The organism is Streptomyces sp. A0592 (genome assembly GCF_004795115.1).
In the GTDB taxonomy this organism is placed as follows: Bacteria; Actinomycetota; Actinomycetes; order Streptomycetales; family Streptomycetaceae; genus Streptomyces; species Streptomyces erythrochromogenes.
In genome coordinates this window covers 1-19,301 of record NZ_SSBM01000039.1, presented here as the reverse complement: position 1 = coordinate 19,301, position 19,301 = coordinate 1, and the positions used below count along the sequence as shown (strand labels likewise).

Annotated in this window: 11 protein-coding genes; 6 read left to right on the top strand and 5 right to left on the bottom strand. The window is 74.5% G+C overall.

Annotation, left to right across the window (positions count from 1 at the left end):
- Window positions 1-75: 75 nt before the first annotated feature.
- Window positions 76-1,308: an L-2-hydroxyglutarate oxidase gene (lhgO, locus tag E6U81_RS33445; protein WP_206310086.1), complete on the bottom strand. Its 1,233-nt coding sequence runs from the start codon at window positions 1,306-1,308 to the stop codon at window positions 76-78.
- Between the two features lie 29 nt (window positions 1,309-1,337).
- Complete coding sequence (locus E6U81_RS33440) at window positions 1,338-3,080, bottom strand: sporulation protein (RefSeq protein ID WP_136233768.1); 1,743 nt, start codon at window positions 3,078-3,080, stop codon at window positions 1,338-1,340.
- 630 nt (window positions 3,081-3,710) lie between these two features.
- Here E6U81_RS33440 and E6U81_RS33435 point away from each other — a divergent pair.
- The 3 genes from E6U81_RS33435 to E6U81_RS33425 all read left to right on the top strand — a co-directional run bounded on the left by E6U81_RS33435 (window position 3,711) and on the right by E6U81_RS33425 (window position 10,000).
- Window positions 3,711-5,918, top strand: a complete 2,208-nt coding sequence (locus tag E6U81_RS33435) for an asparagine synthase-related protein (RefSeq protein ID WP_240804164.1) — start codon at window positions 3,711-3,713, stop codon at window positions 5,916-5,918.
- Between the two features lie 94 nt (window positions 5,919-6,012).
- Window positions 6,013-6,222, top strand: coding sequence for a hypothetical protein (locus tag E6U81_RS33430; RefSeq protein WP_136233766.1), 210 nt, complete (start codon window positions 6,013-6,015; stop codon window positions 6,220-6,222).
- A gap of 76 nt (window positions 6,223-6,298) precedes the next feature.
- Window positions 6,299-10,000, top strand: coding sequence for a BTAD domain-containing putative transcriptional regulator (locus E6U81_RS33425; RefSeq protein WP_136233765.1), 3,702 nt, complete (start codon window positions 6,299-6,301; stop codon window positions 9,998-10,000).
- 45 nt (window positions 10,001-10,045) lie between these two features.
- On the opposite strand, the gene E6U81_RS33420 is transcribed toward E6U81_RS33425, so the two are convergent.
- Entirely contained in the window at window positions 10,046-12,100 is a 2,055-nt protein-coding gene (locus tag E6U81_RS33420) for a sigma-70 family RNA polymerase sigma factor (protein WP_136233764.1), read from the bottom strand.
- Between the two features lie 307 nt (window positions 12,101-12,407).
- A complete protein-coding gene (locus E6U81_RS33415) occupies window positions 12,408-13,184 on the bottom strand; it encodes a helix-turn-helix domain-containing protein (protein WP_136233763.1) in 777 nt (258 codons plus the stop codon).
- A gap of 333 nt (window positions 13,185-13,517) precedes the next feature.
- Here E6U81_RS33415 and E6U81_RS33410 point away from each other — a divergent pair, with 333 nt between their 5' ends.
- Both E6U81_RS33410 and E6U81_RS33405 read left to right on the top strand, forming a co-directional pair.
- Entirely contained in the window at window positions 13,518-14,948 is a 1,431-nt protein-coding gene (locus tag E6U81_RS33410) for an NAD(P)/FAD-dependent oxidoreductase (RefSeq protein ID WP_136233762.1), read from the top strand.
- 135 nt (window positions 14,949-15,083) lie between these two features.
- Window positions 15,084-16,886 (top strand): ATP-binding SpoIIE family protein phosphatase, encoded by a 1,803-nt coding sequence (locus E6U81_RS33405; RefSeq protein WP_136233789.1) that lies wholly within the window; start codon window positions 15,084-15,086, stop codon window positions 16,884-16,886.
- Window positions 16,887-16,962: 76 nt separating this feature from the next.
- On the opposite strand, the gene E6U81_RS33400 is transcribed toward E6U81_RS33405, so the two are convergent.
- Window positions 16,963-18,255: an MFS transporter gene (locus E6U81_RS33400; protein WP_168714806.1), complete on the bottom strand. Its 1,293-nt coding sequence runs from the start codon at window positions 18,253-18,255 to the stop codon at window positions 16,963-16,965.
- 124 nt (window positions 18,256-18,379) lie between these two features.
- On the opposite strand from E6U81_RS33400, the gene E6U81_RS33395 reads away from it, so the two are divergent.
- Window positions 18,380-18,916 carry a MarR family transcriptional regulator gene (locus E6U81_RS33395; RefSeq protein ID WP_030666248.1) on the top strand — a complete coding sequence of 179 codons (537 nt, stop codon included), beginning with the start codon at window positions 18,380-18,382 and terminating at the stop codon, window positions 18,914-18,916.
- Window positions 18,917-19,301 lie beyond the last annotated feature (385 nt).

Below are 19,301 nucleotides of genomic sequence, written 5' to 3'. Positions count from 1 at the left end.
GGCGTGCCACGGGGCGGGCCGGGTCCGCGAGCGCGGCGCGCCACCCCCACCCGGCCCCCTGCGCCTCCGGACCGCTCAGGCCGAGCCGAGGGTCCGAAGGGCGCGGGTGGCGATTTCCCGGCCGATGGGGAGGGAGGCCGTCGCGGCCGGGGAGGGGGCGTTGAGGACGTGGATCGTGCGCGGGGCGTCGCGGATCAGGAAGTCGTCGACCAGGGTGCCGTCCCGCAGGACGGCCTGGGCGCGGACCCCGGCCGCCGCGGGCTGCAGGTCCGCCGCGGTGACGGCCGGCAGGAGGCGGCGTACCGCCCGGGTGAAGGCCTGCTTGGACAGTGAGCGGTGGATCTCGCCCGTCCCGTACCGCCAGTGCCGGGAGGCCATCCGCCAAGCGCCCGGCCACGCGAGCTCGTCCGCGATGTCCCGCGGGCGCACGGTCGACCAGTCGTACCCCTCGCGGGCCAGCGCCGGCACGGCGTTGGGGCCGACGTGGACGCCGCCGCCGATGCCGCGGGTGAGGTGCACCCCGAGGAAGGGGAACGCCGGGTCCGGCACCGGGTAGACCAGGCCCCGGACCAGGTCCGGGCGGGTCAGGTCGTAGTACTCGCCCCGGAAGGGAATGATCCGCATGCCCGGGTCGTCTCCGGCCAGGCGGGCGATGCGGTCGCAGTGCAGGCCCGCGCAGTTCACCAGCATCCGGGACCGGAACACCAGGCCGGACGTGGTGCGCACGGCCACCGCCGACGCGCGGCGCGAGATCAGGTCCACCTCGGCGCCGTAGACGATCTCGGCACCCGAGGACTCCGCGAGCTGGGCGCTCACCCGGCCGTAGTCCACGATGCCGGTGCTGCCGACGTGGATCGCGGCCAGCCCCTGCACCTGCGGCTCGTACTCGGTGATCTGGGCCGGCCCCAGCTCGCGCACCGGGATGCCGTTCTCCCGGCCGCGCTGGACCAGGGCGTGCAGCCGGGGCAGCTCCTCGCGCTCGGTGGCGACGATCAGCTTGCCCGTCACCTCGTGCGGGATCCCGTGCTCCGCACAGAACTTCACCATCTCGGCGGCGCCGCTCACCGCGAAGCGCGCCTTGAGCGAGCCCGGGCGGTAGTAGATGCCGCTGTGGATCACACCGCTGTTGCGGCCCGTCTGGTGCCGGGCCGGGCCCGACTCCTTCTCCAGGACGATCACCTTCGTACCCGGAGCCAGGCGCGACAAGGCATGCGCCGTCGACAGGCCGACGATTCCGCCGCCGATCACCAGCACATCGCAGTCCACGCCACCGCCCACGCCGACACCTCCCACCCCTGCATACTGCACCCCCGCACCGACAACGAGGCCACGCGGGTCTACGCCGGAGCCACGAGGAGGGGCCGGGCCCGCTCGCGCAGCTCCGCGACGCGCGGCTCGTCCCCGTAGGGTTCCAGGCGGTGCAGCAGGTCCCGTACGTATTCGGTCGTGCGCGCCGAGGAGATCCGGCCCGCCACCTCCACCGCCCGGGTGCCCGCCGCGCACGCCGCGTCCAGATTGCCCGACTCCAGCTCCGCGACGGCGCTGACGACCAGCCGCAGCCCGTGGGAACGTACGTACTCCTCCGTGGGCCGGGAGAGCGCCTGCTCGGTGAAGCGCCGCACCTGCCGGGGGAGTTTGAGGTCCCGGTAGCATTCCGCCGCATCCGCCGCGAAACGGTCGTACGAGTAGAAACCGAGCCAGGTCGGGTCGGGGTCGCCCTCGCGGGACCGCTCCAGCCAGCCCTCCGCGGCCCGCAGGGCCGCCCCGGCGGCCGCCGAATCGCCCGCCTTCGCGTGCGCCCGGGCCTCGACCAGCCGGAAGAAGCTCATCGTGCGCGCCGTGGCCAGGCCGCGGTTGCGCTCGACGGCAGCCTGCGCGAGGTCCACGCCCTCGTCCGGGAAGTCCCGGTAGGTCGCCTGGAGGGACATCGAGGCCAGTACGTAGCCGCCGAGCGGTACGTCCGCGGCCGCGCGGGCGAGGCGCAGCGCCTGGATGTAGTAGCGCTGGGCCGCCTCCTGCTGGCCGGTGTCGAAGGCCATCCACCCGGCGAGCCTGGTCAGTTCGGCCGTCGCGCCGAACAGTGCGCGGCCCACCTCGTCGGTGTACGAGCCCAGCAGCAGGGGTGCCGCGTCCACCCGCAGGCACTCGGGGACCATCGACGAACGCCAGTCGCCGCCGCCGTACTTGGAGTCCCAGCGGCGGGCGTCCTCGGCGGCCTCGCGCAGCTTGGTCACATCGCTGTGGCCCACGCGCTGCACGTGGTCGCGCAGCGTTTCGGGTCCGTGCTGGGCGGGCACAACGGTGGACGGCGGGCCTGTCGTCCGGCCTGCCGGTGCCGTCATCGGGCCTGTCGCCGGCCCGGTCGTACGGCCTTCCGGGGAGCGCCGGGGACCCGTCTCCGGCGTCCCGGGCATCGGTGGCTTCGGCGGCTGTGGTGACGGGAGGTCGCGCGCCGTTGCGTCCTGGGCCGGTGCGCCGGGAACCGGGGCATCGTGAATCGAGGAGGTCTCAGCCGCGGGGTGGTGGTGCGCCGAGCCCGCCGGACCCGCGGAGCCCGCCGGACCCGCGGAACCCGCCGGGCCGCCGGAACCCGCAGAACCCGCCGGCTCCCGGGCCACCGAGCTGTCGGCAGGAGATATCAGCCACCGCGACGCGGGCGTCGCGTACGCCGCCACGGAGAACGAGCCCGCGAGCGACTGCCAGATCCCGCCACCGCCGCGCCGCCCGGCGAGGTCGAGCCGGTAGAGGTCGGTGGCCGAACGGACGGCCGCGCCGACGTCGCGCGGGAAGGCCAGCCCCACCTCGGGCGCGGGGTCCGCGTCCGCCAGGCCGATCTCGTGCAGCGGCACCGGCCGGCCCAGTTTCGCGCCGATGGCGGCGGCGATCAGGTGCGGGGCGGCGCCCTGCGGCACCATCCCCTTCGACACCCACCGGGCCACCGACGTCTTGTCGTACCGAAGCGTCAGGCCGCGCTGCGCGCCGAGGTCGTTGACGCGCCGGGCCAGCCCGGCGTTGCTGATGCCCGCGAGGGCGAGGACGGCGCCGAGCTTCTCATTGGGCTCGCGGAGCTCCCTGGACATGCGCCACCCCTCGTCACACGCGGAACGCATACGCCGCCGGGGCATAGGCGCCCGGCATTTCGTAAACCCAGCGTAGTTCCCCGCCTCCCAAGCGTTAAGGCCCTTACTTCCGTATGGCGGGATTGTTGTCCGTTTGCACGGTCCGGCCCGGGGCAGGCCACGGGGGCGCACGTCTCGTCGCGTGCTCCGCCCGTGTGGCCGTGCGCCCGCCCGTGCGCTCTGGCCGGTCCGCGGACCCGGCGATTCGATGTGCGGTGCGTGGGTCGGCCCGCTGCGCGAACCGGGCGGGCCGGGGGATGCCGCTGCCTCAATCCCCGCGGGTGGCGGAACGGCTCGGGGGGCGGATTCCGCCTCCCGGGCCGCGCCCGCGCGCCGGGCGCCGACACCGCGCGACGGCTCTCCAGGCGGCCGAAGAATGGCCGAAAGCGACCTATGGGGCGGTGGGAACGGAACGCCAAATACTGCGTGGCCGGGGCGTGTTCGTTTGTGTGTGCGCCCCCTATAACCCCTCTCGCACGCCTGTCCCGTGGCAGCATGGACCCGAGCCACCGGGGTCCCACCGATCGCGCCCTCAGCGCTGTCCGTGCTGCCCGTGCCCCGGTCATGTGCCCACAGGCTGGGGAGGCGGCGGTGCGCTGGTTGGTGGGGTGGAGCAGTATCGCCGCGAGCTTCGGCACGGCCGGCCGCGTCTCCGGTCAGGGACCCGGCCAGGGACCCGGCCACGGCCCGGGCGCGTACGGCCCGGGCGGCACGCCCCAGCACGGCGGCATCGCGGACGCCGCCCACGCGGGCGACCCCGGCGCGGACGCGGAACGCACCGTCCACCCCGTCGGCGCCCAGCTGCTCTGGGGCGACCCCGACCCCCTCTGGGCCGTCGGCGACTGGCGCCCCGACGAGATCCGCACCGTCACCGCGGACCCCGCCGACCCCTTCACCCGGCTCGCGGTCCTCGGCTGCTGCGGCGCGACCGACGCCGAACTGCGCAGGGCCCTGTACGCGGCGCGCGGCGGTGCGCTGCGCCACCTCACCCAGTGGTCCGGCAGCTACACCGCCGTGGTCCAGGCCGGCCGCCGCATCACCGTCGTCGGCGACCTCGCGGGCGCCCGGCCCGTCTTCTACACCCCCTGGGCGAGCGGGACGGCGTATGCCACCGCCGCGCTCCCGCTCGCCGACCTCATCGAGGCGCAGCTCGACATCGGCCATCTCGCCGCCCTGCTGGCCTGTCCGGACAGCCCCGAGGCGCTGGGCGACGGCACACCGTACGCCGGGGTCCGGCGCATCCCGCCCGGGCACGCCCTCATCCTGCGCGAGGGCTCCCGCGAGATCACCGGCTACGAGCAGGTGGCCTCGCTCGCCGTGGCCGCCCCCGAGGCCGACGCCGACCGCGCGGTGGAGGGCGTACGGGAAGCTTTGGTGGACGCGGTGCGCGCCCGGCTCACGGCTCCGCGGCATGCTCCCGACATCCCGCCACCGTACGATCCCGGCCCCGTGCCCGGCATGGGACCGGCCGATCGGCGCGCGGCCCGCGGCGCCCCGGCCCCCGGGGTGGGCGCCGACCTGTCCGGCGGCAGCGCCTCCGCGACGCTCGCCCTGCTGGCGGCCGGTCTGCCGGGGGCGCCGGGGAGCCTCACCAGTCCCGCCGGAGCCCGCCTGCTGGCGGTCACCTTCAACGACCTGGCCACCCCGCAGGGGCGCGAGGACGAACTGGAACGCGCCAGGGCCATCGCGGCCGACCCGCGCCTGCACCACGTCGTGGTCGCCGCCGCGGCCGAGGCCCTCCCGTACACCGACCTGGACGGACCGCTCACCGACGAACCCGGCCCCTCCCTGGTCCTCGCCGCCCGGGAGCGGCGCAGACTCGCCGCCGGAGCGGCCGACCACTTCACCGGCCACGGCGCCCGGCAGGTCCTCGACGCCCACCCGGCCCGCATGGCCGACCTCCTGATGGACCGTCGCCGCCGCCACCTGCTGCGTCCGGTGGCGGCGCTGGCCCGCTCGGCCTCCGCCGCCGGAGCGGCCGGGGAGTCCCTGCTGGTGCCGCTCACCGTGTACTCGGCGGCCCGCAGACTCGCCCGTACGACGTACCGCGCGGGCATGGAGGCCGCCGCGGCCCGGCTCCGCGAGGGCGGGGTCACCGAGCGCGCCTCCGGTCCGGTGGACGCTTCCCTCGCCGCCCTGACCTGGTCCCGGCCGGGTCCGGCGGCGGGCTGGCTCACGGGGGAGGCGCTGGCGGAAGTATCGATCCGGCTCTCGGCCGCGGCCGGGCGGCCGCCGCTGTCGCTGCGCCCGGGGGAGGCCCGGGCCCGTTCCGTGCTGGCCCGCCAGGCCGCCGACCACCGGGTCTTCGAACAGGCCGTGGAGGTCCGCAGCCAGCGCCTGCACGCCCCCTTCCTCGACAACCAGGTCGTACGGGCCGCCCGCGCCCTGCCCGAATCCCTGCGGGTGCAGCCCGGAGCCCGGGCGGAGATCCTGCGCAGCGTCCTGTACTCGGCCGGAGTGCGCGAGCTCCCGCCGGGCTGGGGCGCCACCGCGCACACGCCGAACGAGACGGCGACCAGGCTGGGGCTGCGCGCCGCCCTGAGCGACCTGCTGGACCTCTTCGCCGCCCCGCTGCTCGCGGACGCCGGGCTGATCGAGGCCCGGGTCGTGCGGCAGGCACTGCTCGACGCGGCCGAAGGCCGGCCGGTCCCGCTGGACGGGCTCGCGGAACTCGTCTCGATGGAGCTGTGGCTGCACCGGCTGCTGGCCCGGCGCGGCACGTGCTGGACGGGAACGTCCGCGGCCCGCCGCCGGGCCGTGCCCGAGGGAGTCCCCGTACACCGCCCGGCGCTGTCCTGACGGCGGCGGCGGACGGGCACGAGCGATGCGGTGGACGCGATCACCGGCCGGTGGCCGCAGGAGGCCGGTCGAGTGCCTCGCCCGGATCCAGCGGATGAAGCGGATCGCGGCCGAACGCGACCCGGAGCTGGGCGAGGTCGACGTCCTCTTCACCCGCACGGAGACCAGGGGCTGGCCGAACGGGTGCGGGACGGCCAGGACCGCCGCACCGTCCGGGATCCGGCTGACCGAGCAGAGCATCGCCACGCTCGCCCAGGCCCTGCGCACCCCCCTGGAAGCCGGTGCGGGCACCTCGATCACCTGACGGCCCGGCGGTCGCCGGGCGGGGGCGCACTCCGGATCCCGCCGCCACCCACCGCGCGGCCGGGCAGAATTGGCGCGTGCGGTACCTCATCCTCGGCGTCACCGAGGCACACGACGAGACCGGCGCCGCCCTCCCGATCGGCGGCGCCCGGCTGCGCGCGCTCCTCGCCGCCCTCGCCCTGCGGGCCGGCCGCCCGGCTTCCGTCGCCGAACTCGTCGACGACGTCTGGGGAGATGCCCCGCCCCTCGACGCCCCGGCCGCCCTCCAGGCCCTCGTCGCCCGCCTCCGCCGCGCCCTCGGCGGCCGGGACACCGTCCCCGCCGCCCCCACCGGCGGCTACCTCCTCGCCGCTTCCCGCGACGACGTCGACCTCCACCGCTTCACCCGCCTCGCCGCCGAGGGCGACCGGGAACTGGCCGCCGACCCGGAGCGCGCCGCCCGCACCCTGCGCACCGCCCTCTCCTTCTGGCGCGGCCCCGCCCTCGCCGACCTGGCGGAGCCCGCCCGTACCGCGCACGCCGCCGCCCCCGAGGCGCGCCGCTCCGCCGCCCTGCGCCGACGCATCGAGGCGGACCTGCTCACCGGCACCACCGCCCCGGCGCTGCTCCTGCCCGAGATCGAGGCGCTGGTCCGCAAGAGCCCGTACGACGAGCCGCTGCGGGCCCAGCACCTCCGGGCCCTGCGCGCCGCCGGCCGTCCCGCCGACGCCCTCGCCGCGTACGAGCGCACGCGCCGCGCCCTCGCCGACGGCCTCGGCACCGACCCCGGCCCGGAACTCACCGCCCTGCACGCAGAACTCCTCCGGCCCCGCCCCCTGCCACCCCAGCAGTCCCCGCAGGCGCCCGTGCCGGCCTCGCCGACCCTGCTGAACCAGCAGGTCCCGCACGCCCCACAGGCGGCCGTGCCGGCCTGGCCGAACCACCCGACCCTGCAGGCCTCGCAGGCGGCCCCGCAGTCCCCGCCGCACCCGCAGGCCACCTTGCCTGCCCTGCCGAACCCCCAGACCCCGCAGGCGGCCGTGCCGGCCTGGCCGAACCACCCGAACCAGCAGGCCCGGCAGGCGGCCCCGCCGTACCCGCAGGCGGCCGTGCCGGCCCCGCCGTACCCGCAGGTGCCCCCGCAGGTCCCGCAGACCCCAGGGGCGGCCGTGCCAGCCTCGTCGAACCACCCGACCCAGCAGGCCCCGCAGATCCCGCAGGCGGCCTCGCCGGCTCCGCCGAGTCGGCCCGCCGAGCGGGACGCGCAGCCCGCCGGCCCGCTCGCGCAGCCGGCCGAGCCCGGTGCCCTGCACGCGCTCCGGCCTGAGCCGGTCCAGCCCTCCCGGCCGGAGGCCCTCCGCGGCAACCTCCGCCCCCGCCTGAACTCCTTCGTCGGCCGTGAGCCCGACCTGGCCTCCCTCCACGGCGACCTGGCCCGGCTGCGCCTCGTCACCCTCACCGGACCCGGCGGTTCGGGAAAGACCCGCCTCGCAGAACACGCCGCCGCGGCCCACCCCGAGCCCGGCTGGCTCGTCGAACTCGCCCGCCTCGACCACCCCGCCGCCGTCCCCGGCGCCGTCCTCAGCGCCCTCGGCCTGCGCGAGAACTCCCTGGTCGCCCGCGAGACCCCGGCCCCGACGGCCGCCGCCGACCCGACGACCCGCCTCGTCGAGCACTGCGCCCACCGCAGCCTGCTGCTCGTGCTCGACAACTGCGAGCACGTCGTCGAAGCCGCCGCCGAGCTCGCCGAACGCCTCCTCACCCACTGCCCCGGTGTGCGGGTCCTGGCCACCAGCCGCGAACCCCTCGGCATCCCGGGGGAGACCGTCCGCCCCGTCGAGCCCCTGCCGCCCGACCCCGCCCATCAGCTCTTCGCCGACCGCGGGGCGGCGGCCCGCGCCGGGTTCACCGTGGACGAGGACCCCGCCGCGGTGGCCGAGATCTGCGCCCGCCTCGACGGGCTGCCGCTCGCGATCGAGCTGGCCGCGGCGCGCCTGAGGCTGCTGACGCCGCGGCAGATCGCGGACCGGTTGGACGACCGTTTCCGGCTGCTGACCAGCGGCGCCCGTACGGTCCTGCCGCGCCAGCAGACGCTGCGGGCCGTCGTCGACTGGTCCTGGGACCTCCTCGACGAGGCCGAGCGCACCGTCCTGCGCCGGCTGTCCGTCTTCGCGGGCGGCTGCGACCTCGCCGCCGCCGAAGCCGTCTGCGGCGACGGCACCGGCACCGGCCCGGACGTCGCCGACACCCTCGGCTCCCTCGTCGACAAGTCCCTCGTCCTGGCCGAACCGCATGAGGACCACGGCATGCGCTACCGCATGCTCGAAACCATCCACGAGTACGCCGCCGAACGCGCCGCCGCCCACCCGGCCGACGCCCGGGCCACCGCCCGCCGCCACGTCGCCCACTTCCTCGCCTTCGCCGAACAGGCAGAACCCCTGATCCGGTCCGCCGCCCAGCTCCCCTGGATCCGGCTCGTCGAGACCGAGCTCGACAACCTCCGCGCCGCCCTCCACACCACGACCGTCGAAGAGGTCGACGTCGAATCCGCACAGCGGCTGGCCTTCGCCCTCGGCTGGTTCTGGTGGCTGCGCAACTACCGTGGCGAGGGCGCCGAGTGGACCACCCGGATCCTCACCCTCACCCCGGCGCAACCGCCCGAGGGCACGCCCGCCTACTGGCGCCGCATGCGGCTGCAGGTCTTCGACATGTTCCTGCTCGCCGAGAGCAACTCCGCCGAGAGGTTCCGCACCCCCGAGTACCGGGACCTAGCCGTCCACATCAAGACCGCCTTCCGCCACGGCTCCCCCGAGACCGCGGTGTTCCCCGGCATCCTCTGGCCCGCCACCTCCTTCCTCACCGGCGACGTCCTCGAATTCCACACCGACCTGGACCAGGCCGTCGAGAACTGCCGCCGCCACGCGGGCGAATGGGAACTGGGCGTCGTCCTCATGCTGCGCACCCACGTCGCCATCGACGTCACCGGAGGCCTGCCCACCGTCGACGCCGACCTCGCCGAACTCCACGCGATCGCCCAGCGCGTCGGCGACCGCTGGACCCGCGCCCAGGTCGCGAGCGCCGCCGGGGAGATCGCCCTCTCGCGCAGCCGGTACGCCGAGGCCCGCGCCGAGTTCGAGGAGTGCCTGCGCCTCGCCCGCGAGGTCGGGGCCCACGTCGAGGCACCCTTCGCCATCGCCCGGATCGCCGAGGCCGCCTACAGCGCGGGCGACCTCGACGACGCCGAGCGGCTCCTGGCCGAAGCCGACGAGGAGGCCGACCAGCACGGCGGCGTGTACGACGTCAGCGCCTACGCCCGGCTCCTCGCGGCCATGCTCGCCCTCCAGCGGGGCGACGCCGTCCGGGCCCGGACCGAGTGCGAGCTCGCCCGCGTCCAGACCGAACGGATCACCGTGCCGGCCCAGCTCACCGCCGGGCTGGACACCGTCGCAGCCGTCCTCACCGCACGCGAACAGGGCCCGGCGGCCGCACTGGCCCTGATCGGGCCCGCTCTGGGCGCCGCCGTCGAGGGGCGGTGCGCCGAGCGCGTCCTGGCCGGCATCGCCGAGGCGGCGGCCCGGTTCCTCGCCGACGCCGACCGCCCCGCCGAAGCCGTACGGGCCTTCGCGGCGGCCACCGCCTGGCGCGCGGGCCTGCCCCGCTCGGTCCCCGAGGCGGAGGTCGTGGACGGCCTCCCGGAGCGCACCCGCGCGCTGCTCGGCCCCGAGCGCTGGGCCCGGGAGGAGGCTGCGGGCGCGGCGCTCACCCCCGCCGACCTCGTCACGGCACTCACCGGCAGCTGATCAGGCCCTGGCGGCGCTCACCGACAGGTGCTCACCGGCAGGCGCTCAGCGACAGGCGATGACGGCGTCGGCCCAGCTCGCCAGCGTCGGCAGGCTGCCCGGAGCAGCTGGCTCCACCACCAGCCGCAGCGACTTGCGCCCGGCGAGGGACACCTGGACGGCCGCCGGCGGATCCTCGTACCCGAGGGCCCCGGACTGCCACAGCCGCTGCCCGTCGGCGTAGACGGAGAACCGCACCGACCCGTCGGTGAGCAGCGACAGGCCGTCCACCCCCACCCACGCGGAGAAGCTGGTGCACTGCCGATTGAGGGAGATCTCCACCGAGGAACGCGAGTTCACCGTGATCCCCTGCGCGAACCGTCGGTCGCCCACCCGCAGGCCCCGGCGCTGCCACACCCAGCTGCTGCGCCAGCTCTGCAGCTCCGGGCCGCTGTGGTCGCCCTGCACCGTGTACGGCAGGGCGGCCAGCCGGAACGACTCCGGCGGCTTCGGGACGGGCGACGGGGGCGTCGGCTTCGGCGAGGGCGTGCTCGGGGACGGCGCGGGCGCGGGCTTCTGCCGGTCGGGAGAGGGCGACGGGGACGGGGACGCGGAGGGCGCCGCCGGAGACGGGGAGCCCGAGGCCGAAGGCGTCGGCTTCGGCGACGGCGGTACGGAGGCGCGCGCGGGCGGCGGCTCCTCCCCGGGCGGGCTCGGCTCCGCCGAGGGCGACGGCGAGGCGGCTGCCTTCGGCACGGCGGGCGCCGCCACGCTCGGCGCGGGCGTCACCCGGGCCTGCGGCTCGGCCTCGTCCCCGGACAGCGCGAACACCACCCCGGCGGCAGTGGCCACCGCGATACCGGCGGCGATGGCGGCCTTGACCGGCAGCCCGAGGCCCTCGGCCGCCAGAGCACTCCCGGCCGCGGACCCGGAACCACCGGCCCCGGCTCCGCCGGCAGCGCCACCCGCAGCCCCTGCCCCGGCTCCGGACCCGGCGGTACCTCCAGCGGCCCCGGCCCCGGTTCCGGCCCCAGCCGCACCGGCGGCGGCGCCCCCGGCGGCCGACCCGCCCGCGGCGGCCGCCGCGGCCCCGGCCCCGCCCGCGGCGACGGCCCCACCGGCCACCACCCCGGCCGCCTTGGCCGCGTACCCGGCGGCGAACCATCCGATGACCGCGACCGGAAGCAGTGCGGGAATGCCCGCGTTGACGTCCTTGAGCTCCCCGGCGGCCAGCCGGCACTTCGCGCACTCCTCCAGGTGCCCCCGCAGACCCCGTTCCGCCCGCATCCGCAGCCCGCCGCGCGCATAGGCGCCCAACCGGTCCGCATACCGGGCGCAGTCGCCGCCCTCGCTCAGCGCCGAGCTCACATGGGCCTGCAGATAGGCCTGCTTGAGCCCTTCCCGGGCGCGACTGGCCAGTACCGCGGTCGCGTTGGCGCTCAGCCCGAACAGCGGCGCGATCGCACTCGGCGACGCCTCCTCGACGGTGGTGTGCCACAGCACGGCCTGCCACCGCTCGGGCAGGCTCCGGAAGGCCTGCATGGCCAGCGACTGCTCGGCCTCCCGCATCGCCCGTACGTCCGCGCCCAGTTCGAGGGTGTCGTCCCCCGACAGCCCCGACATCGCGGCGCCGCTCTCGGTACGCGTGGCCGCCTGCTCCGCGAAGACGGCGAAGTCCTCGACGAGATGCTCCCGCCTGGCCGTCTTGCCCCAGGCCGCCGCGACCCTGCGTACGGTGGTCAGTAGGTAGGCCCGCACCGACTGGTCCGGTCCGGCCCCGCCCCGTACCGCCTGCAGGGTCCGCGCGAACACCTCGGCGGTCAGGTCGTCGGCGGTGTGCCCGTCCCGGCAGCAGGACCGCGCGTAGCGCCGTACGGCGTCGGCATGGCGACGGAACAGCTCCGCGTAGGCGCCGTCGTCGCCGGCCCGCATCCGGGCGATCAAGTCCGCGTCGGACGGCGGCAGCTCACCCCCGGCGCCGGCCGGACCCGTGGAGCCGGACGAACGTGCGTGCCGCCCGCCCGGTTCGCGCTGAGCCGGCACCTGCCGCGCGGGCAGGCTGCCCACCTCGGTCTCGCCCCCGGCGCCACCGGGTGACTCTTCCCGCCCGTCAATGCTCATCGCGGAAGCTCCCGCACGACACGCTCAACCGGTACACCGATCAAGCGTGTCACATGGCGGACACCCGTCGGACCCCTCTGCGCACCATCCACCCGTCCGGGCAGGTTTCGACGCAGCGCCGAACAGGCCGCCGCCCGTGCCAACGGACCACCACCACCCGGGTGCTGACCCCGTACCGACCCCGTATCGACCCGTACCGAACCCGATCCACCCGGCACCGGCCGGAACCGACCCGTACCGACCCGTACCGACCCGTACCGACCCGGTACCCGCCCGCCAGGGACGGGCAGGCACCGGACCGCCGAGATCACACCGTCCGGGAACGCAGGCCCTCGAGCAGGATGTCGAGCAGCCGGGTCGAAGCCGCCGCCTGCTGCGCCGGGTCGGGCAGCGCGGGCGCCGCCGTCGCTATCACCAGCAGCACATCGGCCACCGTGACATCGGCACGCAGTTCGCCGGCCTCCCGCGCCCGGTGCACCAGCCGGCCGACGACCTCCAGCAGCGCACCCGCACCCGCGTCGTCCGAAGGCTCGTCCTCGGCCGCACTCCGCGTCGCACCCACGACCCGCAGCCCGGGAGCCCCAGCCGCCTCGGCCGCCTGGCGCTGGTGCGGAACCCGCGCCTCTTCCGCCGCCTCTTCCGCCTCCTCGGCGGTCGAGCCGACGCGCAGCACCTGCGGCGGCAGCAGCCGCCCGGCGCCCGAGGCCACGGAGGTGCGCAGGAAGCGCGACAGCGCCTGCCACGGCTCCTCCTCCTGACCCAGCGCCGTCCTGGCCTGCTCGGTCAGCCGGGCGGTCTCCTCCTCGGCTATCCGACGTACCAGGACGTCCTTGCTCGGGAACCGCCGGTACACGGTGCCGACACCCACCCGCGCGCGGCGCGCCACGTCCTCCATCGGAGCCCCGTAGCCCAGCTCGCCGAAGACCTCGCGGGCCGCGCGCAGCACGTGCTCCAGGTTGCGCTGGGCGTCGACGCGCAGCGGCGTGGACCGGCCCACACCGTGCGTGGTTGCGCTCGTCAGGGCGCGACCGTTGCTCTCGACCGAGAGAGCGGTCGCAGAACCATGGAAATCGGAAATGTTCATATGTATCCCCCGGTAATCATTTGTCTCCCCCCGGAGACACTCCCCGCCTTCACGCCGAGGGGGGCCACGGTCTCAGGCCCGGTCCTCGACGAGATACGAACATAGTTGAGCCAGAGTCAATTCAGAAGAGGCAGCCCCGGACGGACCACCGCCCGATCGGAGCATTCACCCCCACTTTTCCCTTCCATACCCCCGGAACTGCCCTCTCCGCCCGCCCTGACCTGCGAACTTCGACCACAGCCCGAGGCCCTCCACCGGCCCGCCCCAGGGCCACCACCGGTCACACAATCCGCCGGGCCTGTGGACAAACTCCCGGCCACGATGCGTCATGGGATGGTGAAGGCTGCTAACTCCCGGGGCACGGCCCCCGGTACCCCGCCCCGCACGCGCATCCTGATCGTCGGCGGCGGCTACGTCGGCATGTATACGGCGCTCCGGCTCCAGCGAAAGCTCAGAGCGGGAGAAGCCGAGGTCACGGTGGTCACACCCGAGCCGTACATGACGTACCAGCCCTTCCTCCCGGAAGCGGCCGCGGGCGCGATCTCCCCGCGCCACGTCGTGGTCCCCCTGCGCCGCGTCCTCGGCAAGTGCCGCATCCTCATCGGCCAGGCCACGAGCATCGACCACGCCAAACGGACCGCGACCGTGAACACGCTCGCCACCGCCGACGAGAACACCGGCCCCATCGAGATCGAGTACGACGAGCTCGTCCTCGCCCCCGGCTCCGTCTCCCGCACCCTCCCCGTGCCGGGCCTCGCCGACTACGGCATCGGCTTCAAGACCGTGGAAGAGGCCATCGGCCTGCGCAACCACGTCATCGAGCAGATGGACATCGCCTCCTCCACCCGCGATCCCGCGATCCGTGACGCCGCCCTCACCTTCGTCTTCGTCGGTGGCGGCTTCGCGGGCGTCGAAGCCCTCGGCGAGCTGGAGGACATGGCCCGCTACGCCGCGCGGTACTACCACAACATCAAGCCCGAGGACATGAAGTGGGTCCTCGTCGAGGCCAGCGACCGCATCCTCCCCGAGGTCGGCCTCGAGATGGGCGTCTACACGGTCCGCGAACTGCGCAGCCGCAACATCGACGTCCGTCTGGAGACCCGGCTCGAATCCTGCGAGGACCGCGTCGCCGTCCTCAGCGACGGTGCCCGCTTCCCCACCCGCACCATCGTCTGGACCGCCGGCGTCAAACCCCACCCCGTCCTCGCCGCGACCGACCTGCCCAGGAACGCCCACGGCCGCCTCGTCTGCACCTCCTTCCTCACCGTCGAGGGCGTCGAGCACGCCTGGGCCGCGGGCGACGCGGCCGCAGTCCCCGACATCACCGCCCCGCCGGACGCGGAGGGGCCCCGCCGCGAGTGCGCCCCCAACGCGCAGCACGCCGTCCGCCAGGCCAAGGTCCTCGCCGACAACCTCCTGGCCGCCCTGCGCGGCGAGGTCCTGACCGAGTACGCCCACAAGTACGCCGGCTCGGTCGCCTCCCTCGGCCTGCACAAGGGCGTCGCCCACATCTACGGACGCAAGCTCAAGCGCTACCCGGCCTGGTTCATGCACCGCGCATACCACCTCAGCCGCGTCCCGAGCTTCAATCGGAAAATGCGCGTACTTGCCGAATGGACCCTCTCCGGGCTCTTCAAGCGTGAGATCGTCTCCCTTGGCTCACTCGAACACCCCAGAGCAGAATTCGAACTGGCCGCAGGCGGCGGCCCCAAGTCACCTCCCCCGCCCCTCGCCCCCAACCCCCCGCAGAACGGCCAGGGCTGACGTTGTCAGTGCGGTCGGCCACACTGGACGTGTGACCATAGGTGTGCTCACACCTGCACAGAGTGACATCGTCCCGTCAGCGACCGCCCACGAGCGACACAGCGACCACTCGCGACACCACGAGGCTTGAACGCAGTGAACTTCACGCGCTGGAGCGCCCGGTTTCCCGGAACGCAGCGCCGCGCCGCCGCCCGGACCGAACACGCCGCAGCCCAGGCCAAGCGGGGCGAAGGCGCGGTCCCGGCAGCCCGCGGCGGCCGCCCCGACCCCGGAGCGCAGCGGTCCACGCCCGCCGACGGCCACCCCGCAGACTCCACGGTCTCCGGCACCGGGACCGGCGCAGGGACCGGCCCAGACACCGGACCGGGCACCGGCACGGCCCCGGCCCGGCGGACCGGCGTCCTCACCGCCGTGCCCTCCCTCGACGAGCTCTCCGTACGCGAGGTCCTCGGCCGGCTCCCCGCCCTGGTCGCCCTCGTCCACGGCCCCGAGCACCGCGTCGCGTACGTCAACGACGCCTACACCGCCGGCTTCGGCGCCCGCACCCCCGGCGCCCCCGCCCACGAGGCCCTCCCCGAACTGGGCGAGCTCGGCCTCCTCCCCCTCCTCGACCAGGTCCAGCGCAGCGGCAAGCCCCGTACCGCCAAGAACCGCACCGCACCGGGCGGCGGCAGCTCGTACACCGTCACCTGCACCCCCGTGGAGTTCCCCAAGAACGGGACCGCACCGGAAGCGGAAGCCCACCACGCCGGCGTCCTGATCCACCTCGCCGACGTCACCGACCACGCCGAGGCCGTCGAGCGCCTCCGCGCCAGCGAACGCCGCCAGCGCGAGGCCGCCGTCACCCTCCAGCGCTCCCTGCTCCCGCAGGAACTGGAACAGCCCGACGACCTGCGCATCGCCGCGACCTACCAGCCCGGCGGAACCGAGGCCGCCGTCGGCGGGGACTGGTACGACGTCATCACCCTCGGCGCCGGCCGCACCGCCCTCGTCATCGGCGACGTCATGGGCCGCGGCGTCCGCGCCGCCGCCGTCATGGGCCAGCTGCGCACCGCCGTCCGCGCCTACGCCCGCCTCGACCTGCCCCCGCACGAGGTGCTCCAGCTCCTCGACGGACTCGCCGCCGAGATCGACGCCAGCCAGATCGCCACCTGTGTGTACGCCGTCCACGACCCCAACGAGGGCCTGCTCGCGTACGCCTCCGCCGGCCACCTCCCGATCCTGGTCCGCGACGAGCACGGCACCGTACGCAGAGCCGCCGACCCCACCGGCCCGCCGCTCGGCACCGGCGGCTGGCTGCACACCTCCGGCACGATCGCGCTCGGCCCCGGCTCCACCGCCGTCCTCTACACCGACGGCCTGGTCGAACGCCGCGGTGAGGACATCGACGAGGGCGTCGCCGCGCTCGAACGCGCCCTCGCCGGCGCCCAGGGCACCCCCACCGTCATCTGCGACCGCCTCATGCGCGCCCTCGGCGTGGACGCCGACCACGACGACGACGTCGCTGTGATGGTGCTCCAGCAGCCCGCCCGCAGCGGCGCGGACGCCGAGCTCTTCCACAACGCCGCCCTGGAACTCCTGGGCGGCATCGAAGCGGCCCCGCGCGCCCGGGCCTTCGCCCAGGGGGTCCTCGCCTCCTGGCGCTTCCCCGTCGAGCTCTGCGACCTCGGGGTCCTCGCGGCGAGCGAGCTCGTCGCGAACTCCCTCCAGCACGGCACCCCGCCCATGCGCCTGCGGCTGCGCCGCACCGACCGCCGGCTGATCATCGAGGTCACCGACGGCGACGACCACCTGCCGCGCCGCCGCCGCGCCGAACCGGCCGACGAGACCGGCCGCGGCATCTCGATCGTGGCCACCATCGCCTCCTCCTGGGGCTCGCGCCGCACCCCGGGCGGCGGCAAGGCCGTCTGGTGCGAGTTCGCCCTGCCGGACAAGTAGCCACAGCAATCCGGACACACGGAAGGCCCCGGTCCACATGGACCGGGGCCTTCCCCGTACGCACGTACCCGCGCGGCTACGCGTGCACGGGCTGCACGGGCTCCTTCACGGCGACGGCCGGACCGCCCTGCGCGACGACCCTGCTCGCCAGCACCGGGTTGTCCTGCATCGGCGTGAGGCCCTTGCCGAGCCGCAGTGCCAGGCCGGCGATCCCGAGCGACACGAGCACGAACACCGCGATGTACAGCATGGGAGCACCCGCACCGAGCGGCACCCCGAGCGGCCCCAGCGCCAGCGCCATCTGCTTGACCAGCGCGAACGCCGAGTTGTACTGGCCCACCGAGCCCTCGGGCGCCAGGTCGGCGACCAGCGGGGCCAGGGTCGGCGACAGCATGGCCTCGCCGATGCCGAAGAGCGCGTACGTGGTGATGAACGCGGCGGCGGCCATCATGGCGCTGCCGTGGCCCAGCCCCGAGAACCCGGCGATCAGCCACGCCCCGGTCCAGATCAGCCCGACGAGCGCGATCACGCGCGACCGGCGGCGCTTCTCGACCAGCTTGAGCACGACGAACTGCGCGAGGACGATCGCACCGGTGTTGGCGGCGAGGGCGAAACCGAGCGTGGAGGGGGAGATCCCGGCGGCCTCCGTGCCGAAGGCGGCCAGACCCGACTCGAACTGTCCGTAGCAGGCGAAGAACACCACGAAGCCCAGCACGCACAGCTGCACCATGGCCTTGTGCTGCAGCAGCCGCTTCCAGCCACTGCCCCCGGCCTGCGCCGGGTCCTTCGGCACGGCGTCCTTGATGGCCGGCACGTGCGGCAGCCGCACGGTGGCGACGACACCGGCCAGCACCAGGAACATCACGGCCTCGATGCCGAACAGCAGGGTGAAGCTCCCGGGCCGGCTCTCGTCGACGATCTGACCGCCGAGGAGACCGCCGATGCCCAGACCCAGGTTCTGCATGAAGAACTGGAGGGCGAAGGCACGGGTCCGGGTGGACGGCGTGGAGCACCACACGATCATCGTGGCCAGGGCCGGCTGCATCACGGCCTGACCGGCGCCGAGCGCCAGCGCGGACAGCAGGATCGGCACGACCCCCGTGGAGAGCCCGAGCGCGAGCGCACCCGCCGAGGCGGCGACGGCCGCACCCATGACCACGGGCACCGGACCACGTCGGTCGATGACCCGACCGGTGAAGGGCAGCGCGACGAGAGCACCGAGGGCGAAGGCCACGAACGCGCTCGTGGCGGCCATGGAGCCCAGATCTCGCACCTGCGCCACATAGATGTAGAGGAACGGAACCGTGAAACCGATGCCGAACGCGGTCAGCGCGTTCCCGGCCTGGATCCGCCGCATCGCAGCGCCCATCACCTTGGTCACTTCTCACCTGCCTTGATAACTGAAGACTGAAGACTTCATGCCTAAAGTTCGATCCTTAACAGTACACACCGAAGGAGTTAGACGCCAACGCGCTCGTGCCATACTTCGACGCATGGGTGACACCCCCGACGGCACGACGTCCGTCCCCGAGCCGAGCCTCGATGAGCAGATCGCCGTCTACCAGCGCGAATTCCAGGACCTCGACCCCCAGGTCGAGAAGGTCGTGTCGGCGCTGAGCCGCCTGAACCGCCGCATGAACGTTGCGTACGGACGCCAGACCGCGGCCCTGGGCATCAGCAACGCGGAGTGGGAGGTCCTCAAGGCCCTGGTCATCTCCGGCGCTCCCTACCGGATGGGCCCGAGCGAGCTCGCGAAGCAGCTGGGCCTCACGCCGGCGGCCATGACCCACCGGATCGACCGCATGACGGCCGAGGGCCTGGTCACCCGTGAACGGGACGAGTCCAACCGGGTCCGCGTGATCGTGGAGCTCACCGACGAGGGCCGCAGCAAGTGGCTGGACGCGATGCGGGCGGCCACGATCTTCGAGGAGGACCTTCTCCAGGACCTCTCGACGGCGGAGCGCGGGGTGCTGGGCGACATGCTCACGCGCCTGCTCGACCGGGTGGAAGACCTCCAGTCACCCAGCTGACCACCGGGGTTGACACAGACCCCGCGGGTCCGTAAGGTTCTTCGAGTTGCTCCGCAGCCGGAAGGTTTCGGCGTCAACGAATCGGCCGCCTCGTTGCGGCACCCAACTCAGCACGATCTCCCACTGGGAACGATTTCGGCGTGCCCGAATTCATTTCCGAAGGCCGATTATGAATCGCCGGGGAAATCCACTAGAGTTTGGGGAGTCGGAAGGGCCCAACAGCCCGAAAGACAAACCCCGCTGACTGGGGGTCAGGCCCGAAAGAGTCTGATAGAGTCGGAAACGCAAGACAGCAGAACGAAAGCCCGGAGGAAAGCCCGAGAGGGTGAGTACAAAGGAAGCGTCCGTTCCTTGAGAACTCAACAGCGTGCCAAAAATCAACGCC

What these genes read in the sequence shown, in the direction of transcription:
- E6U81_RS33430 (WP_136233766.1), top strand. Translation starts at nt 6,013, where the DNA reads ATGAAGCGGATCGCGGCCGAACGCGACCCGGAGCTGGGCGAGGTCGAC.
- E6U81_RS33415 (WP_136233763.1), bottom strand. Translation starts at nt 13,184, where the DNA reads ATGAACATTTCCGATTTCCATGGTTCTGCGACCGCTCTCTCGGTCGAG.
- E6U81_RS33410 (WP_136233762.1), top strand. Translation starts at nt 13,518, where the DNA reads ATGGTGAAGGCTGCTAACTCCCGGGGCACGGCCCCCGGTACCCCGCCC.
- E6U81_RS33395 (WP_030666248.1), top strand. Translation starts at nt 18,380, where the DNA reads ATGGGTGACACCCCCGACGGCACGACGTCCGTCCCCGAGCCGAGCCTC.
- E6U81_RS33420 (WP_136233764.1), bottom strand. Translation starts at nt 12,100, where the DNA reads ATGAGCATTGACGGGCGGGAAGAGTCACCCGGTGGCGCCGGGGGCGAG.
- E6U81_RS33440 (WP_136233768.1), bottom strand. Translation starts at nt 3,080, where the DNA reads ATGTCCAGGGAGCTCCGCGAGCCCAATGAGAAGCTCGGCGCCGTCCTC.
- E6U81_RS33400 (WP_168714806.1), bottom strand. Translation starts at nt 18,255, where the DNA reads ATGGGCGCTGCGATGCGGCGGATCCAGGCCGGGAACGCGCTGACCGCG.